Genomic DNA, 17,586 nt, shown 5'->3' on the forward strand with positions numbered 1-17,586 from the left:
AAAAATGAAAAAAGCACCTAGCTGGATACTAGAACACCGCGACTCTTGGGAATATAGAGGTCAAAAAAGACCGCCATTTGCAATCACCCCTTCTGAGGGACAAGAATCTGTATGGGATTACCCAAGACCACCAAAAATTACAATAGATCAAAGGCAGATTATTGTAAAGCACAAAGACATTGTTATCGCTGCTACTACTAGAGCTTTTAGAATTACTGAAACTGCTAGCCCGCCCACATATTATATTCCGCAGGAGGATATAGATATGGAATTGCTTGAGGAGGTCGTTGGTAGTTCGCACTGTGAGTGGAAAGGAGCTGCGGCTTATTGGGATATTATACTACCATCTACTACATTTAAAAATGCTGCATGGAGTTATCCAGATCCATATGAAGAATTTCAAGAGATAAGTAATAGTATCTCGTTTTACCCAGCGATTCTAGATTGTTATATAGATGATGAAAAGGTACGCCCACAACCTGGAGGTTTTTATGGAGGATGGATTACTGATGAGATTGTAGGTCCCGTAAAAGGCGAAATACCAGAAGCATCCTTATAGATACACTCTATTTCTTAAAAATTTCTTTACCATACTTTTAATAAAATTGCTCTCGCATTTCTGTACTTTTACGTAACCAAAAAAAATAATATGGCAAATATCACTTTAGGCGGAAACGCTGCAACAACGATAGGAGAACTTCCAAAAGTAGGAACAACAGCTCCAGATTTTTCACTTTCAAAAAATGACATGTCTACTGCAAGTCTTGCAGACTTTAAAGGAAAACGTGTTGTATTAAATATATTCCCATCGGTGGATACTGGTGTTTGTGCTCAATCTGTACGCACCTTTAATGAGAAGATTTCAAGTGCAGAAAACACAGAGGTACTTTGTATTTCTCGTGACCTACCATTTGCACAAGCTCGTTTTTGTGCAGCCGAAGGTCTAGAAAATGTACACACACTTTCTGATTTTAAATCTGGTGATTTCGGAAAAAACTATGGGGTAACTATAGAAGGTGGAGCCTTTGAAGGTCTTCATTCAAGAGCTGTAGTCGTACTCGATGAAGCTGGAAAAGTAATTTATACAGAGCAAGTACCAGAAGTAGGTCAAGAACCTAATTATGAAGGTGCAATGAGCGCTATTAAATAATATCCATACCTTTAATGCTGAGTGTATCACAGACTGATATACTCAGCATTTTTTAACTATATACCTCCACTCCATTGCCTATTAAATTTATTACTGGAAGACTTAAGGGAATGAAATATTCTCTTCAAGGAGGTATACAACTTATACGCTCTGAGGCTAGTATTCAAGTACAGTTTGGCGTTGCCATACTAATTACTATTGCTGGATTATACTACAACATCTCACGCACAGAGTGGATTGCCCAAATATTATGCATAGGCCTCGTAATGACCGCCGAAGGTCTCAATACCGCCATAGAAGGAATTGCAGATTTTATACATCCAGACTTTCATGAGAAGATAGGTCGCATTAAAGATATTGCTGCAGGTGCGGTAGGTATCGCAGCACTAGCGTCTGTTGTTGTGGCTGGGATTATATATGTGCCACGTATTTTTTAGATAATAGTTTATCTTATTCTAGTTTTTCTAATAAAAGGGCGAGTATTTAGCTAAGACCAGTGTCTCTTGTTTGATAATAAACTCTAGTAATCCTTAAAGATTATTCACCCCACCTAAATTAATACTATCGTTAATTCAGAAAGATTTTAATCTGGAAAATTTACTTTGTAAGTATCAATAAATGTACATAATACCTATATTGAAGTTTGTAATCTAAAAATAGACATACGTCTAGATTATTTTAAGTTATTAAATCCAATCAAGGCGCATAACAAATGAGGTTTCTACTATTACTATTTTTAACGACCTCTTATTTAAATGCTCAGAATGACTTTACCAAATCAGGTAAATTAAGTAATCTATATCAAGTACAACTTATCAACTACCTAAATGAATATGGACTGAATGTAATTCCAAAAGACACACTATTAATTGATTTGGGCACTATCAGTTCTAATATTCGAAATATGACTAGTGGGCATTATGAAAATTACAAAGCCTTAATAGCTTCAAAAAACTCCATTAAACACATTGAATTTATCAATGAAATTCCAAAAAGAAAAAAAGATCGAAAAAAATTCAAAAATCAGATTATAGATCAAAAATCAATATTGAAAAAAATCTTCTTCTCATCTCATAATTCAACTCAAGAAGGCAATAAAACAATCAATGCTAATACAGTTATTGTTTATCCAGATAGAACATTCTTAATAATGCCCACTGACGACATTCTAACTACCCGAGATTTTTTAGAAAAAATGTACTAATTAATAATTTATCAATTTTGAATTTATCTTTAAACGTACGTACGATTATTGTTTTTATAATTAGCTTATTTATTTCTTCTATAATATATGCACAAGAGACGTATACATTTGACTATCAAATTGAATATGACGTCTCATATAGTAATGATTCTTTGTATTATGCCAAAGGAATTACGAAAAACCCTGACAGGAGACCAAAAATTATTTACTTAACAAATTCCAAAGACAACTCCTATTATTTGAAAGTTGTTAAAAAAAATGAATTAGTAGTACAGCTTTTTTTTCGCAACAATGAAAAATTTTACACCAATGATGTTATGGGAAAGGAAAATTTTAATGTTGCCGATGTTATTGAAATGAATTGTGACATAAGTCAGCGGTATAGAAAATTTTGGAATTCATATAATAATCCAGAATACTATGACTTAAAAAATATCCCTGACACAGTTAGCAACGATTATAATTTCAAACGATATGATTTCTCGATAATAAAACATAAACTAGATAGAATGCAAAGCAGAGAGGAATACATTGTAGATACATCAGGTGTTAACCATCTTCCCTTACTTACATCAAGAACTCAATATTCGCTATGGAAAGAATCTCAAAAATTACCAAATAAAATTTTTCTAGAGAAACACTCAATTAATGAGAAAGGAGAAATCTGGAGAACTGCAAGGTTATCAAGTATAAAATCTAGAATACTAAAAGTTTCTTTCAAGAGTTCATGTTTTAAAAAACAGAGATTTTGAGCAAAATTTTTACAATAACTTCTTAAAAATAGTGTCAACTTAATAAACAATACCACATTACCCTGCTATAAGACTCTATAAATACGCCTTATACATTTTACTTACTTTCCTTTATATAGTAATTACCTCTATAACGCTTCAAACAGTTTATGCTCTCGTTTTTAATATTATACTTTTTTATAAAATTATAGGATGATAGTAAATAACATCAAGCTTAATTATATTTTAGTACCTCTTACCTCTAGCAGAAATAGTTATAGTTATCGATATTTACAACTACCTACATATTAAGAACATTAAATTCTGCATTATATGAAAATCATTCTCTTACTATTAATTTTATTCTCATCAAATATTCTAGCACAAAAAAAATATGTCTTTGATCGGATAAGTACATACAGTAGAGAAATAGTAAAACCTGGCGATAGTAAAAAGGGCAAAAATGATAGTATTACAAAGCGGGAGGTAATCTATTTAACTCAAGAAAGTGACAATAGCTACTTCGCACAGCTTACTAAAAAAGACTCCCTTAATTTCACTCTCAAGTTGACAGACCGTAATGGAATTAAAATAACAATGGACATTTCAAGAATTCAATTTGAACAGCTAGAAACACTCGAAGCTACTTGTAAAAATGTCTCTGAGTATATGAATCCATATAAATATCAAGTTAAAAATTACGATTTTACAGACATTAAAGATACCATAATAGAAGGTATAGCATATAGCTCATATAAGCTTACTTCTAATAATTCAAAAAGAGCCAAAAGAAATAAATTAGGAACTAATCTATATATTATTGATAAACGTATTGCTGAGCACTTACCCTTACTCACATTTGCAACGGCCTATGAAGAGTGGAAAACTGAACGAAACATTCCAAATGGACTATTTATCGAAAAACACATGTTATTTTATTCTGGAAAAACGTTTATGAAAGAAAAAATAGTAAGTACCCATAAAATACAAAAGCAAATAATTATAGCATCTCCTTGCCTTTAATGTAGTGACTTTTAAATTTCTTCACCACTTACATTAAAGGAGATTATTCACCCACCATTATAAGTATCTATATTTAAAAACTACTCATCTTCGCCAATAAATACGGATCATAAACCAAGAAAACTTCCGTTTCAATATTGTACTTTTATCTCCCACAAAAAAACAACCTTGAACGCTTCTATGGCAAAAAAGAAATCCACGGCTAAAAAAACAAATACTAAGACTCCTAGAAAATCTATTTCCTTTAAGTTGACGCGCCAGCAGCAGATCATTTTAGGAAGTTTTTTATTCTTACTTGGTCTCGGTTTGCTGTTTTCTTTTATCTCATACTTATTTACTTGGAAAGTAGATCAAAGTCTTATCGCTACAGGAACCAGAGATGACGAAGCTTCAAACTGGCTCTCTCTTGTGGGTGCCCGTATTAGCCATTTCTTTATCTATAAAGGTTTTGGTATCCCGGCCCTCGCACTTTGTATTCTCACAGCACTTACTGGTATACATTACTTTTTTGATTACGCAAAGACGTCATTAAAAAGATTTTGGTTTTGGGGAATATTGCTCATGCTTTGGCTAGCGGTATTTCTTGGATTTTTCCATAAAAAGAATGACATCCTTGGAGGCACCGTAGGTTATGAAATCAATGACTTCTTACAAGATTATTTGGGTCTTGCGGGAGCAATCATCGTGATGGCTTTTCTAGCGATTGTCTATCTAGTTGTACGTTTAAAACTTACACCAGAACGTATATCTACTTTCATTAACAAACAACGTAGTGATCTCGCTGGTGAGTTTTCAGAAGATGGAAAGGAACCTATTATAGTAGATAACTCCTCTACTTACGAAGCCGAAGAGTTTTTAAAAGGAACTAAGGTTGAGGATGAGACCGCTTTCGCGAAAGCGGAAACCACCACACCTACTAAGCCATCTACCTTTGAACAAAACGTTCAAGATTTACAGCCTACACTTACCAAAAAAGAAGCGGAATCTACAAGCAGCTTCCAAGTAACGAAAGCTCCAGAGGAAGAAGTTGTCGTACCTGTGGAAGAAGTTGCTGTAGAGGTAGAAAAACCAATTGAAGAGGAAGAACTCACAGATAATTTAAGCTCAAAGCTCGTTGCAGATTTTGGCGAATTTGACCCTACGTTAGAACTTGGCAAATTTAAGTTCCCTCCTATCGATCTATTAAAAGATTATACAAACGGTCAAGGAATTACTATTAATCAAGCAGAGCTTGAAGAAAATAAAAATCGAATTGTTGAAACGCTTAATAACTATAAAATAGGCATCTCAAACATTAAAGCAACCGTAGGACCTACGGTGACATTATATGAGATTGTACCTGAGGCTGGGGTTCGTATTTCAAAAATTAAAAACTTAGAAGATGATATTGCGCTATCACTAAGTGCACTAGGTATACGTATTATTGCTCCTATCCCTGGACGTGGAACTATAGGTATCGAGGTGCCTAATAAGAATCCGCGTATTGTGAGTATGCGCTCTGCAGTGGCTAGTAAGAAATTCCAAGAAGCAGAAATGGAATTACCACTTACACTAGGTAAAACCATATCAAACGAAACTTTTGTGGTAGACCTTGCCAAAATGCCTCACCTACTCATGGCAGGTGCAACAGGACAAGGTAAATCTGTTGGTCTTAATGCAATCCTGACTTCGCTACTGTACAAAAAACACCCTGCCGAAGTGAAATTTGTACTGGTAGATCCTAAAAAAGTGGAGCTTACTTTATTCAATAAAATAGAACGACACTATCTAGCAAAACTTCCTGACACAGACGAGGCAATTATCACAGATAATTCTAAGGTAATTAACACGCTTAACTCTCTATGTATAGAGATGGATAACCGTTATGACTTGCTTAAGGATGCCATGTGTCGTAACATTAAGGAGTACAACGTCAAGTTTAAAGCACGTAAACTCAATCCAGAAAATGGTCACAAGTTCTTACCATATATTGTACTAGTAGTAGACGAGTTTGCAGATCTTATTATGACTTCTGGAAAAGAAGTAGAAACACCAATAGCAAGGCTTGCACAGCTTGCTCGTGCCATTGGTATTCACTTAATCATTGCAACACAACGTCCTTCTGTAAACGTGATTACGGGTATTATTAAAGCAAACTTCCCAGCTCGTATCGCTTTTAGAGTAACTTCAAAAATAGATAGCCGTACTATTCTTGACACCTCTGGTGCAGACCAGCTTATAGGTCGTGGTGACATGTTGTACACTCAAGGTAATGACGTGGTGCGTATACAGTGTGCCTTTGTAGACACCCCAGAAGTAGAACGTATTGTAGATTATATAGGGAATCAAAAAGCATATCCAGACGCTCACTTATTGCCAGAATATGTAGGTGAAGAGAGTGGCACAAGTCTTGATATAGATGCTTCAGATAGGGATGCACTTTTCCGAGATGCTGCAGAGGTTTTAGTAATTGCACAACAAGGAAGCGCTTCTCTATTACAACGTAAATTAAAACTAGGATATAATAGAGCTGGAAGAATCATAGATCAACTAGAAGCTGCAGGTGTAGTAGGTCCTTTTGAAGGAAGTAAAGCACGTCAAGTACTAGTTCAAGATATGGCTGGACTGGATCAACTCCTAAATAACGAATAAATCAAAATGAAAAAGAAACTTATTTTTTGGCTGGCTCCTATCCTTTTTAAGAAAGTGTTAGTTCCTGTCGCAGTAAAAGGTTACCGCAAATTTGCAAAACGTGCAATGCCTGTGGTATTGTTATTATTTATGACCGCTTTCGCGAAAGCGCAAACAGCACAAACCCTTCTTAAAGAGGTAGACACCAAGGTAAAAAGCTATGACAACATCGCTATTGATTTTAAATATGCCTTAAGTAATGAAGCCGAAGGGGTAAATCAAGAGACTAAAGGAAACGTAGTAATGGCTGGTAACAACTACAAGCTATCTCTTATGGGGACTACGCAATTATTTGATGGAAAGAACGTTTATACTATTGTTCCTGAAGATGAGGAAATCACCATTAGTGCAATGAGTGATCAAGATGAAAATGCAATCACACCTTCAAAAATGTTATCCTTCTTTAATGAAGGTTACACTCAGAAGATGGACATCGTGCAAAAAGTAAACGGTAGAGAAATACAGTTTGTAAAGCTTACTCCTATGGACTCTAATAGTGACGTAAAATATACGTTATTAGGTGTAGATGCACAGACTAAGCATATTCACAAGCTTATTATCACACAAAAGAATGGTACTAAAGTGACTATTACTGTAAATTCATTTAAGCCTAATCAACCTTTGGCAAAGAATGTATTTGTTTTTGATAAGACGAAGTACGCAGATTATTACATCAATAAATTATAATAGTATAATACTAGTAGCAAGGGCACAGACTTCTTATTTTTGTTTGCGCCCTCAGCTTTTTACATGAAAATACTAGACCGATATATTCTTTTTACGTTCGTAAGAACATTCCTGAGCATCTTCACTATTTTGATGTTCATTTTTGTTTTACAAAGTGTCTGGTTATATATACAAGAACTAGCAGGTAGAGACCTTGACTTTGATGTCATTATAAAGTTCTTACTTTTTGCAATGCCCAGTCTGGTAACGCTAGTACTTCCACTCTCAGTTCTTCTTACAAGTATCATGACCTTCGGTAACTTTGCCGAAAACTATGAGTTTGCAGCAATGAAATCTACGGGTATCTCGCTACAACGCGCGATGAAAAGTGTGATTTACTTTGTGATTTTTCTTGCGATAGGTTCTTTCTTATTTGCAAATCATATAATCCCAGCTTCGCAAATTGAATTTAGAAATTTACGCAGAAATATTGGTAAACTTAAACCTGCAATGCTCATACGCAGCGGGCAGTTTAATGAGATTACTGAAGATTTTAATATGCGTGTGGCTAAGAAATATGGCGATAGAGATCAATACCTCAGAGATATTGTAATTCATCAAGCCGAAAAAGGTAGAATGGGTAACTATACTGTTATTATAGCCTCTGAAGGCGAACTAATAAGTTCTATAGACTCCCCTACACTTTCCTTAAAACTTACGGACGGTAATTACTATACCGAAGTTCAAAAGAAAGATTATAAGGAGCGTAAGAAAGAACCGTTTGCAAAAAGTTATTTTGAAACATACACCCTCAATATTGACTTGAGCGAACTAGATGCTGTTGACCTTGACGATAAGGATATCAATAACAGCTACCAGATGATGAATATCGTTTTATTAGACTCTAGCATCACAGAGCTATCAAAGCGTTACGTAGAAGACAGAACCACATTTAGTGATAAGTACATACACAAAGCAAACTTAACATCCCTAGACTCACTTTATTCTGGAGTTCCTGCTCAAGATATAGAGATTAAAGACACGCTTCTAGATAATTACGAGGTAAGAGACCGTGTGCGTATACTAGAAATTGCAAAGTCTAATTTAAATAATACCGTCGCAGATCTTGAGAATCGAAAGAACAAACTCAAAGTAGATGTAAAACGCCTAAGTAAATTTGAAATCTCACTACACGAAAAGTACGTACTAGGGTTTAGCTGTATTCTACTATTCTTTGTGGGCGCTCCACTAGGTGCAATTATTCGTAAAGGAGGATTAGGTCTTCCTATTGTAATAGGTGTTGTAGTATTCCTTACCTTTCATTTTATAGGAATTTTTGCAAAAAATAGTGCAGAAAACAACTCTATAAGTCCCTTCGTTGCTAGTTGGCTTAGTACTTTTATACTATTACCGCTAGGTATTTACCTTACCTATCGAGCTACTACTGATCAAGGAATATTTGATGTAGATATTGTTCCTAAGCCTATAAAGAGATTATTTGCTAAAAAGAAAAAAAAACTTATCATTCCTCCTACGGTAGATAAATCATACGTGCTCACTGAAGATGAGATTAAATTATTAGACTCCTTTTCTTCTAACCAACTTAAGGACGTAGTAAAAAACCACAAAGATCTTGGGTACTCTAACGATATACGTTTAGCCGCCATAGACAGACTTGACCAATTAGGCATCACCATAGAAAACCTAAGAGTCCAAGGATATTATCGAGACTGCAAATAACTTTTTGCGCTTAAAACTTATACACAAAACAAAGGTGTTCCCGTATCTTTGTACAAAATATTACCTATGCAAAAGACAGCATCTACAAGCATCCAACTACATACTATTGAAGAAGCCATTGAAGATATTAAAAATGGAAAAGTAATCATTGTAGTAGATGATGAGGATCGTGAGAATGAAGGAGATTTTCTGGCTGCTGCAGAAGCAGTAACACCAGAAATGATCAATTTTATGGCTACTCATGGTCGTGGTCTTATATGCACACCTATTACAGAAGATCGTTGTGAAGAGTTACATCTCAACATGATGGTAACGAGTAATACAGATCCTATGGAGACCGCTTTTACTGTTTCTGTAGATCTTAAGGGTAATGGAGTTACTACTGGAATATCTGCCTCAGATAGATCAAAGACAGTGCAGGCTCTAATAAACCCGAATACAAAACCTTACGATTTAAGTAGACCAGGACATATCTTCCCGCTTAAAGCGAAAGAAGGAGGTGTATTACGTCGTACTGGACACACAGAAGCTGCTATAGATTTTGCAAGGCTTGCTGGTTTTAAACCAGCTGGTGTGATTGTAGAGATCATGAATGCAGACGGGACGATGGCTAGATTGCCACAGCTTCTAGAGGTGGCCAAAACTTTTGACCTAAAGATAGTTTCAATTGAAGACCTCGTGGCTTATCGTATGAATCACGATAGCCTTATTGATAAAAAAGAGGACTTTGAGATTAAAACACGTTTTGGAGATTTTAGACTTCGTGCGTATGAGCAAACTACAAATGATACGGTTCACATAGCACTTACTAAAGGTGGCTGGGAAGATGATGAGCCCGTACTTGTACGTGTAAACTCAACTCAAATTAATAATGACTTACTAGGCACGCTTACAAACAATCCAGATGCAAAACTAGATGATATGTTTCGCGCAGTTAATGAAGCTGGAAAAGGAGCTATTGTTTTTATTAACCAAGAGAATGCAAGTGCAAATCTTTTAGGAAGATTAAGCGAACTAAAAACGTTACAGAAAGAAGGAGAGATGAAAGCTCCTAATGTAGTAATGGACTCAAAAGATTTTGGCATAGGTGCACAAATCTTACATGATCTGCGCATATCCAAGGTAAAACTAATGACTAATAGTGAAGGTCTTAAACGTATAGGCATCGTAGGCTACGGTCTAGAGATTGTAGAGCGTGTAGGGTATTAAACACTCATACATCATAAATTAAAAAGCCATCTCATTATAAGATGGCTTTTTTTTTAAATCTAAATACGCTTTCGCGAAAGCTTAAAAAACAAAATCCCAAATTTCAATAGCTTATGAAATTTGGGATTCTTTATATATAGTGTCAAATTGCTTGACTTGTGCGCACAAAAAATGGCAAGCTACCTACATCACACCGCTACGACCATCTACCCTTGCTGCGTTCCCACCCTGGGGGATTCGACAGGAGCTGGTTGTGTAGGACTTGCCGCTGCAAAGATATAGCTTCTTTGAGAAGTCGCAAGGTTTTTTTGCCCGATTTTTTGTTTTAAATTGCCTTAAAATTCAACATCACATGACAGCATACGCTAAGCACCTCATTCTATTACTTTTACCACTTCTTATCATAGGCTGTGGTGATAAAGGATCACTAGATGGAAACTTCACAATCGAGACTAGTGCCATTAAAAGTTCTATAAAAAACGGTGGAAAGATTGCTATTTCGCTTAAAGCGAAAAAAAATATAACAATAGACTCTGTCGTTTATGATCTTGATGGAAAGCGCTTGGGTAGTACTAATGGCACAGGTAAATACACCACTACGCTTACTTCGCCAAAATTAGGTGGCAGAACCTTAACCGCAACTATCTCTACTCCAGATGGAACGACAACTGCTACTCAAAAAATAAATATACTGCACACTAAAGCTCCTAAAGTATATGGTTATAAAATCATAAATAGATACCCACATCAAACAGATGCCTACACACAAGGACTAGAATTTGTAGGAGATACACTTTATGAAAGTAATGGCAGCTACGGAGAATCTACACTGCGCAAACTTGACTATAAAACTGGCGAAGTACTTAAAGAAGTAAAGCTAGACAACTCTTATTTTGCAGAAGGCATGACGATCATAGGAGACAATATCTACCAACTCACATGGCAGAAAAATACAGGCTTTATTTACAACAAAGATACCTTTGAAAAAACAGGCACATTTGCTTACAATCAAAGTAAAGAAGGCTGGGGACTTACTAATGATAGAAACGTTATTTATAAGTCTGACGGAACTAGTAAAATCTGGACGCTAGACCCTTCTAATCTTTCAGAGCAATCTTATATAGAGCCTACAGACAATTCTAAAGTAACGAGTAGACTTAATGAACTTGAGTGGGTAAATGGCAAAATTTATGCAAATAATTATCAAGTGGATTTAATTTCAATTATAAATCCTATATCTGGAGCTATTGAAGGACTTATAGATTTACGAGAACTTAAAAAAGAAGTACAATCAGGGCTTGACCCTGATAATGAAGTTCTCAATGGAATCGCTTATAAAGCAAATGAGGGTCGTCTTTTTGTTACTGGAAAACACTGGAACACCTTATTTGAAATAGAGATTGTAGAAAAATAGTCTGTTTACTCACCGTAACCGCGCGTTTACTCATTATGACTATTGGCAAGATGCTTGATTAACTAGATTTACATCAGTTAATCAAGACATTATGAAAAAGCCTATCGCCATTACAATCCCAAAGCCATGTCATGAAGACTGGACTAAAATGACTCCTACCCAGCAAGGAAAACACTGCGCTGTATGTAGTAAAGAGGTCATTGATTTTACAGCACACACTACAACACAATTACGTGATCATATAGTGAGTGGAGATTCGATTTGTGGTCGTTTTAGAAAAGACCAGCTAGGTACACCCCTATCTTTATCGCATCATAAAGGCCGTAGTTTTGCGCAATATGCAGCTTCTTTGTTAGTGCCTATCGCTACACTTTCGGCTGGAGATGCGGCATCTCAAACCACAGAAGAGGTATTTATCACTGGAGACATAGCACCCGTTGAATTACCAATTAATGCATATGATAGTTCAGGAATTGGTTCGCTTTCGCGAAAGCATAAAACTCCACAAAAACTAGTAACCATAAAAGGCACTGTTACTGATATGGTTGGCCCGCTTCCTGGAGTGAACATAACCGTTCATGGAACTTCAAGAGCTTATCAAACAGATTTTGAAGGAAATTATAGTCTCAAAGTGTATCCTGGAGAAACGATTAAGTATAGCTTCTTAGGTTACGAACCACATACAATACTCGTAGGCTCACAACTTGAAATAAATGTGAATTTTAAAGATGAGGATCAAAACATTCTTTTAGGAGAAGTTCTCATACTCGATTACAAACAAATTAAGAAAGAAGAGAGAAGAGAAAAAAGGCGTCTCAAGAAAGAAAAAGGACACTAAAAACACTACACTTAATGCTTTATATTTGTTACAAACTACATTCACATGCGCAGTATATACCTACTCATCGTCCTTGCTGGAATTATAACCTTTAGCTCTTGTCGTAATGATTTTGAAACGACAGCAAGCACGGGTAATCTTGAGTTCTCTAGAGATACTATTTTTTTAGATACTGTTTTTACAAACATAGGGTCGAGCACCTATAATCTTAAAGTATATAACCGCAGTGACGAGGATATTTCAATTCCTAGTGTGCGCTTAGGACTAGGTGAATCTTCAAACTATAGACTCAACGTAGATGGAGTGCCTGGTAGAACTTTTGAAAATGTAGAGATTCTTGCAAATGATAGCATCTTTGTTTTTGTAGAAACTACGCTGGATATAAATAGTGTAGGCGATGGCTCTAATGAGTTTTTATATACAGATATTATCGAGTTTAATAGCACAGGAACAACGCAACAAGTAGATCTTGTAACCTTGGTTAAAGATGCTATATTTCTTTTTCCAGAACGTGATGGAGCTACTGGAATAGTAGAAACACTTACGGTAAATAATGTAGAAACTTCACTAGAAGGACGCTATCTCATGGATGATGAGCTTACTTTTACAAATGATAAGCCGTATGTAATTTATGGATATATGGCTGTAGGAGATCCTAATGGAATTGACGCTAAAACGCTCAACATAGAAGCTGGCGCACGCATTCACTTCCATGCAGATAGCGGCTTACTCATTGCAGATAATGCATCGCTACAAGTAAACGGATTATTAAGCACAGATAGCGTACTTCTTGAAAATGAAGTGATTTTTGAAAGCGATAGACTTGAGACTGTTTTTTCTAATGTTCCAGGACAGTGGGGAACTATATTACTTACGGATGGAAGTATTAATAACAGCATCAATCATGCGACTATTAAAAATGCCACGGTAGGAATTCTTAATGAATCTAGCGCTAACAACTCAGCTACCCCAGGTTTGACACTTAGCAACACTCAGATTTACAATGCATCTGCTGTGGGGTTACTCAATAGATTTTCGGCAGTGGAAGCTTCTAATACTGTGATTAATAACTGTGGCCAGTTTGCTATGCTTATACAATTAGGCGGTAGCTACAATTTCACGCATAGCACCTTTGCGAATTACTGGACGCAGAGTTTCAGAAATACACCCGCAGTATTTATAGACAATACCCTTCTAAGTGGAGACACTCTTTTAGTAGGCGAACTTGCTCAAGCTAATTTTACAAATTGTATTATATACGGTAATCAGGATGAGGAGCTAGGTTTTAATAAAGATGACAGCGCTCCGTTTAACTTCAAGTTTACAAATACTCAGATTCGTTTTGATGATGATTTTGGAGATTTTAATGAAAATCCGTTATTTGATTTTACAAACGTAAGTTTCTATCAAGACATTATAAGAGGTGGAGATCCAGATTTCTTTGAGCCAACAGAAAACATGCTCCAAATAGGAGAAAACACAGCAAGCAACGGCCTCGGACTTCAAAGTGCTTCAAACCAATTCCCGTTAGATATTATAGGCACGAGCCGCACAAGTAATTCAGACTTTGGGGCGTATGAAAGTGTTGTGTTTCCTGAATAATCTTAAAAGATCAAATAATGAAAAGAACAACTTTATTACTTGCCCTAATTTGCGCAGTCATGTCTACATCTGCTCAAAGTGAACAGTTTGATATAAAAGCTTATGGAGAATTCATAGCAAATGGATATGACTTTTTTGTAGATAATAATGAACCATACCCGATAAGCATCAAAATAAATTTTGACCTTACTAATTTAAAAAGTAAAGATAAAAACGGTACTGTTTATGTTATTCCAGCTCACTCAAAAAGACAGCTCACTAATTCACTAGCCATAATAAATAAAGTAAAAGCCTATAAATACTCTTACAAAACCTTTTTTAATAAAGGTAATCACCATAAAACGTTATATGATGAAAATCACATATATGACCTACCATTTAAAAAAGGTGAGGAGTATCTTTTATTTCAAGGTTACAATGGGAAGCAAACGCATCAAAATGAGAATTCATTAGACTTTAGCATGCCCATGGGGACGTCTATCACTGCGGCGAGAGGAGGCATTGTTACTACGGTCATAGTAAATAACAATAAAACGTGTTTTAAGCCAGAATGCAAACAGTTCAATAACAAAATAACCATCTATCACGATGATGGCACATTTGCAGATTATGCACACCTAAAATTTAAAGGATCTACTCTCAAGAAAGGCACTGTAGTAAAACAAGGAGAATTAATAGGATACAGTGGTAATGTAGGCTATAGCGATGGACCACATCTACACTTTGTAGTTTATAGGCAAGAGATACAAGATAGACATACCATCAAAACTAAATTTAAAATTGATTCAGGTGACACAGTGCAATTTCTAAAAGAAAAAGAAAATTATAAGAAAGGTTATTAAAAGAATTTTACAAGCTCAACCCTATCAGAAACGCACCATCATTACCTCCTAGCGCTCCTTGACCATACACATAGTCAAAACGCAATAGCCTAAATTTACCCCAACCTACATTTCCTATTCCTACGGTGAACTCTCTGTAGAATGGACTTTCATTTGTGCTAAGTACGTGAGCTCCTGCTATAAGATTGAAGTTTAGTTTATTTACAAGTGGAATCTTCCCTAGTATCCACCCTTTAAAATTATGCTCGGCATGTCCTTCTACATACCCTTGGTTTGTACTACGTTCATAATAAGGTAAGACATTAAATCGATTGAGGCGTGATGGCTCAAAAAAGAGCGAGCGATTACCATTAAAATGCTGTCTATCTATAAAGCTCACACCTTTTGCGGTGCCTAAGAAGGTCCCAGCGCGCACATCATAAGACATTCTACCCTTATTACTCACATTAAACTCTTGTTGAGCGACAACGCGTAGTTGGTCAAAGTTATAATCTGCTATAGAAGCTCCAAAACCTTTTTCATACACTAAGGTAAGTGATGGATATTTTTCTGAGGTAACATTAAATTTCCCGCTAGGATAACTGTAGTATTTCTGACCAAAATTTGCCGTGGCACTTATAAACAACTTCCCTAAAGAGTGCGCTTCAAAAGCTCCATTCTCAGTATCAAAAGAATTGAGCGGATTATTACTAGTATACTCACGATCCTCTTTTGGGAAGAATGTTTGGTCTGTAGTGTTGAAAACAGGATTACGCTGCTCGTAAGCAATAATGGCGTTTGCTCGCAAGCCATTCACTATTTCTTGTCCATAGTATAGTTGTGCAAATTCCTTTTCGTAATATTTTGCAAAGTTCTTTTCCTGAGTTAATGTGAGATATGAATTTATAATAGGGCGTATAGGGTCTGCATTATTCACTTGTAAAATATCAACTCCTCCCGTAGCACTTATAGTGGCTCTATTAGTACGATTAAAACGTCTAGTAAATCCTAATGTATAACGCAAACGATCTTCTGAAAATCCATAGTTCGCTTTCGCGAAAGCGGAAAGAGATTTACTATAATCTTCATCACTCCAACTAGAATAAGTTGCCTGCATGGTTCCGTTCCAACCTTGAACAGTATTAAACTGAATATTCTGGATAGGTGGCGTGATTCCAAATCGCCATTTATTATAAGTATCTGTATAAGAATATCCAAAGATGGGTGAAGTAATCTTAAATCGATTGCCTCGGTCATCTATAGAATCTAGATACTTCTTTGATTTTCTTATAACCTGTATGCTATCTTTCTTTACATAATCATTTATTTCAAGTGACGTTAAAGGCACGGGACGACTGCGCTCCCAGAACACACTATCTTTTTTATTTGCCTGATCTGCAAAAGACAAAATCTCTGCCGAAAAAGAGCCCTTCGTAAACTGAGGAGCAAACTCATAATCAGAATAAGCTGCTGTAAATCTACCATCACCTTTAAGTCCTAAAAAACCAAAGCTAAAGTCTATGACTTGTGATATTTTTACCCACTGACTAAGTGAGGATTCATATTTAAAATTCTGCTTAAAGTTGAGATTTTCAATAAATGGCACTTGAATCGCACTACCATCCGTTTGTAAATCTACGCCATAAAGTTGCCATGAATCTTCTACAATATAGATGGTTCCAGTAAATACCCGGTCGTTTTCTCTACGTGGTGTTACCGTTATTTTATTGATGAGTTGGTCGTTTTCAAAAAACGTTCCTTCAAGATTATACTTGTAGTAAGAGAATGCATTACTAGCGATAGGAGAAATGATCTGCGTATTGAGATCTAGGGTATTTTCATAAAAAGAGAAGTTTGCATCGCTCGCAGTATTAAAGCTAAAACCGTTATCATCTCCACTTACTTTACTCGCTACAATTACCTCGCTAAAATTATCTGGACGCTGATATTTAATATTTGAAATAGTCTCACTTAAATATATTATACCTGTTCGTGTAGAGTCCAGACCACCGCCTAAATCTCCTACTTCTTGCCCTAAAATTTTATCTGGTGCATCTTTTACCTGCCACAGACCTCTAGAGTAAAAGGAGGCCGTATACGCTCCTATCTTCTGTAAATTCTTTTTTCTTGAGGCTACTGCTCCTTGTATAATGCGATCTGCGGGATTTATACCACCTTGCACGATTACTTCATCTAGGGATGTAGAAGATTCTTCCATTACAACAGAAACTGTCATTTCTTCAGAATTTACCTCCACTTCCTTTATAACCGTTGCATAGCCTAGAAACTGAAAGCTGACATTTAATGTTTCTCCTTGATCTATTACCAGTAATTCTAGAGCGTATTGCCCATCACCATTTGTGGTAGTACCTCGGTTAGTATTTTCTATAAACACATTTACAAATGGAAGCGCCTCACCTTCTTTACTTACTACAGTACCTGTAATCTGTGCAGCTGTAACAAAGTAAAAGAGTAGTATAATAACTAATGTAAAGTATGTGCGCATGTAATTGTCTTA

The 17,586-nt window shown here is 35.9% G+C and carries 15 protein-coding genes and 1 other RNA gene; 14 read left to right on the forward strand and 2 right to left on the reverse strand.

The features are described 5' to 3' along the window. Nucleotides 1-4: 4 nt before the first annotated feature. From KRODI_RS01000 to ribB, 10 genes are all read left to right on the forward strand, one after another. The gene (locus KRODI_RS01000; protein ID WP_144783422.1) at nucleotides 5-559 is read left to right on the forward strand and encodes a DUF427 domain-containing protein; all 555 of its coding nucleotides are present in this window, start codon (nucleotides 5-7) and stop codon (nucleotides 557-559) included. A gap of 90 nt (nucleotides 560-649) precedes the next feature. Then, nucleotides 650-1,150 carry a thiol peroxidase gene (gene tpx / locus KRODI_RS01005; RefSeq protein WP_013749701.1) on the forward strand — a complete coding sequence of 167 codons (501 nt, stop codon included), beginning with the start codon at nucleotides 650-652 and terminating at the stop codon, nucleotides 1,148-1,150. 110 nt (nucleotides 1,151-1,260) lie between these two features. Then, nucleotides 1,261-1,587, forward strand: a complete 327-nt coding sequence (locus KRODI_RS01010) for a diacylglycerol kinase (RefSeq protein WP_049783458.1) — start codon at nucleotides 1,261-1,263, stop codon at nucleotides 1,585-1,587. Nucleotides 1,588-1,862: 275 nt separating this feature from the next. Then, on the forward strand, nucleotides 1,863-2,354 hold the full coding sequence (locus tag KRODI_RS01015; RefSeq protein ID WP_013749703.1) for a hypothetical protein: 492 nt from the start codon (nucleotides 1,863-1,865) through the stop codon (nucleotides 2,352-2,354). Between the two features lie 17 nt (nucleotides 2,355-2,371). Continuing rightward, nucleotides 2,372-3,106 carry a hypothetical protein gene (locus KRODI_RS01020; protein ID WP_013749704.1) on the forward strand — a complete coding sequence of 245 codons (735 nt, stop codon included), beginning with the start codon at nucleotides 2,372-2,374 and terminating at the stop codon, nucleotides 3,104-3,106. A 312-nt stretch (nucleotides 3,107-3,418) separates the two neighbouring features. Then, nucleotides 3,419-4,108 (forward strand): hypothetical protein, encoded by a 690-nt coding sequence (locus KRODI_RS01025; protein WP_013749705.1) that lies wholly within the window; start codon nucleotides 3,419-3,421, stop codon nucleotides 4,106-4,108. Between the two features lie 180 nt (nucleotides 4,109-4,288). Further along, nucleotides 4,289-6,739, forward strand: a complete 2,451-nt coding sequence (locus KRODI_RS01030; protein WP_013749706.1) for an FtsK/SpoIIIE family DNA translocase — start codon at nucleotides 4,289-4,291, stop codon at nucleotides 6,737-6,739. A 6-nt stretch (nucleotides 6,740-6,745) separates the two neighbouring features. Continuing rightward, complete coding sequence (locus KRODI_RS01035) at nucleotides 6,746-7,465, forward strand: LolA family protein (protein ID WP_013749707.1); 720 nt, start codon at nucleotides 6,746-6,748, stop codon at nucleotides 7,463-7,465. Nucleotides 7,466-7,528: 63 nt separating this feature from the next. Continuing rightward, nucleotides 7,529-9,184: an LptF/LptG family permease gene (locus tag KRODI_RS01040; protein ID WP_083811812.1), complete on the forward strand. Its 1,656-nt coding sequence runs from the start codon at nucleotides 7,529-7,531 to the stop codon at nucleotides 9,182-9,184. 66 nt (nucleotides 9,185-9,250) lie between these two features. Beyond that, complete coding sequence (ribB, locus tag KRODI_RS01045; RefSeq protein ID WP_013749709.1) at nucleotides 9,251-10,393, forward strand: 3,4-dihydroxy-2-butanone-4-phosphate synthase; 1,143 nt, start codon at nucleotides 9,251-9,253, stop codon at nucleotides 10,391-10,393. Between the two features lie 169 nt (nucleotides 10,394-10,562). On the opposite strand, the gene ffs is transcribed toward ribB, so the two are convergent. After that, nucleotides 10,563-10,661: signal recognition particle sRNA small type (gene ffs / locus KRODI_RS15195), an RNA gene on the reverse strand. An 84-nt stretch (nucleotides 10,662-10,745) separates the two neighbouring features. Between ffs and KRODI_RS01050 the strand changes: the two genes are divergently transcribed. The 4 genes from KRODI_RS01050 (at nucleotide 10,746) to KRODI_RS01065 (ending at nucleotide 15,089) form a co-directional block, all read left to right on the forward strand. Beyond that, entirely contained in the window at nucleotides 10,746-11,807 is a 1,062-nt protein-coding gene (locus KRODI_RS01050) for a glutaminyl-peptide cyclotransferase (protein ID WP_013749710.1), read from the forward strand. A gap of 91 nt (nucleotides 11,808-11,898) precedes the next feature. After that, complete coding sequence (locus tag KRODI_RS01055; RefSeq protein ID WP_013749711.1) at nucleotides 11,899-12,645, forward strand: carboxypeptidase-like regulatory domain-containing protein; 747 nt, start codon at nucleotides 11,899-11,901, stop codon at nucleotides 12,643-12,645. Nucleotides 12,646-12,690: 45 nt separating this feature from the next. Next, a complete protein-coding gene (locus KRODI_RS01060) occupies nucleotides 12,691-14,247 on the forward strand; it encodes a hypothetical protein (RefSeq protein ID WP_013749712.1) in 1,557 nt (518 codons plus the stop codon). A gap of 17 nt (nucleotides 14,248-14,264) precedes the next feature. Beyond that, the gene (locus KRODI_RS01065) at nucleotides 14,265-15,089 is read left to right on the forward strand and encodes a M23 family metallopeptidase (protein ID WP_013749713.1); all 825 of its coding nucleotides are present in this window, start codon (nucleotides 14,265-14,267) and stop codon (nucleotides 15,087-15,089) included. Between the two features lie 7 nt (nucleotides 15,090-15,096). Here the strand turns inward: KRODI_RS01065 and KRODI_RS01070 are convergent, their stop codons facing one another. Continuing rightward, nucleotides 15,097-17,574 (reverse strand): DUF5686 and carboxypeptidase regulatory-like domain-containing protein, encoded by a 2,478-nt coding sequence (locus KRODI_RS01070; protein WP_013749714.1) that lies wholly within the window; start codon nucleotides 17,572-17,574, stop codon nucleotides 15,097-15,099. Nucleotides 17,575-17,586: the final 12 nt, after the last annotated feature.

Origin of the sequence: Dokdonia sp. 4H-3-7-5 (assembly GCF_000212355.1) — a bacterium.
Classification (GTDB): Bacteria; Bacteroidota; Bacteroidia; order Flavobacteriales; family Flavobacteriaceae; genus Dokdonia.

Excerpts from the sequence above, each read along its gene's own strand:
- KRODI_RS01055 (WP_013749711.1), top strand. The coding sequence starts at position 11,899 with ATGAAAAAGCCTATCGCCATTACAATCCCAAAGCCATGTCATGAAGAC.
- KRODI_RS01070 (WP_013749714.1), bottom strand. The coding sequence starts at position 17,574 with ATGCGCACATACTTTACATTAGTTATTATACTACTCTTTTACTTTGTT.
- KRODI_RS01035 (WP_013749707.1), top strand. The coding sequence starts at position 6,746 with ATGAAAAAGAAACTTATTTTTTGGCTGGCTCCTATCCTTTTTAAGAAA.
- KRODI_RS01000 (WP_144783422.1), top strand. The coding sequence starts at position 5 with ATGAAAAAAGCACCTAGCTGGATACTAGAACACCGCGACTCTTGGGAA.
- ribB (WP_013749709.1), top strand. The coding sequence starts at position 9,251 with ATGCAAAAGACAGCATCTACAAGCATCCAACTACATACTATTGAAGAA.
- KRODI_RS01015 (WP_013749703.1), top strand. The coding sequence starts at position 1,863 with ATGAGGTTTCTACTATTACTATTTTTAACGACCTCTTATTTAAATGCT.
- KRODI_RS01050 (WP_013749710.1), top strand. The coding sequence starts at position 10,746 with ATGACAGCATACGCTAAGCACCTCATTCTATTACTTTTACCACTTCTT.
- KRODI_RS01065 (WP_013749713.1), top strand. The coding sequence starts at position 14,265 with ATGAAAAGAACAACTTTATTACTTGCCCTAATTTGCGCAGTCATGTCT.
- KRODI_RS01030 (WP_013749706.1), top strand. The coding sequence starts at position 4,289 with ATGGCAAAAAAGAAATCCACGGCTAAAAAAACAAATACTAAGACTCCT.
- KRODI_RS01025 (WP_013749705.1), top strand. The coding sequence starts at position 3,419 with ATGAAAATCATTCTCTTACTATTAATTTTATTCTCATCAAATATTCTA.
- KRODI_RS01040 (WP_083811812.1), top strand. The coding sequence starts at position 7,529 with ATGAAAATACTAGACCGATATATTCTTTTTACGTTCGTAAGAACATTC.
- tpx (WP_013749701.1), top strand. The coding sequence starts at position 650 with ATGGCAAATATCACTTTAGGCGGAAACGCTGCAACAACGATAGGAGAA.
- KRODI_RS01010 (WP_049783458.1), top strand. The coding sequence starts at position 1,261 with ATGAAATATTCTCTTCAAGGAGGTATACAACTTATACGCTCTGAGGCT.
- KRODI_RS01060 (WP_013749712.1), top strand. The coding sequence starts at position 12,691 with ATGCGCAGTATATACCTACTCATCGTCCTTGCTGGAATTATAACCTTT.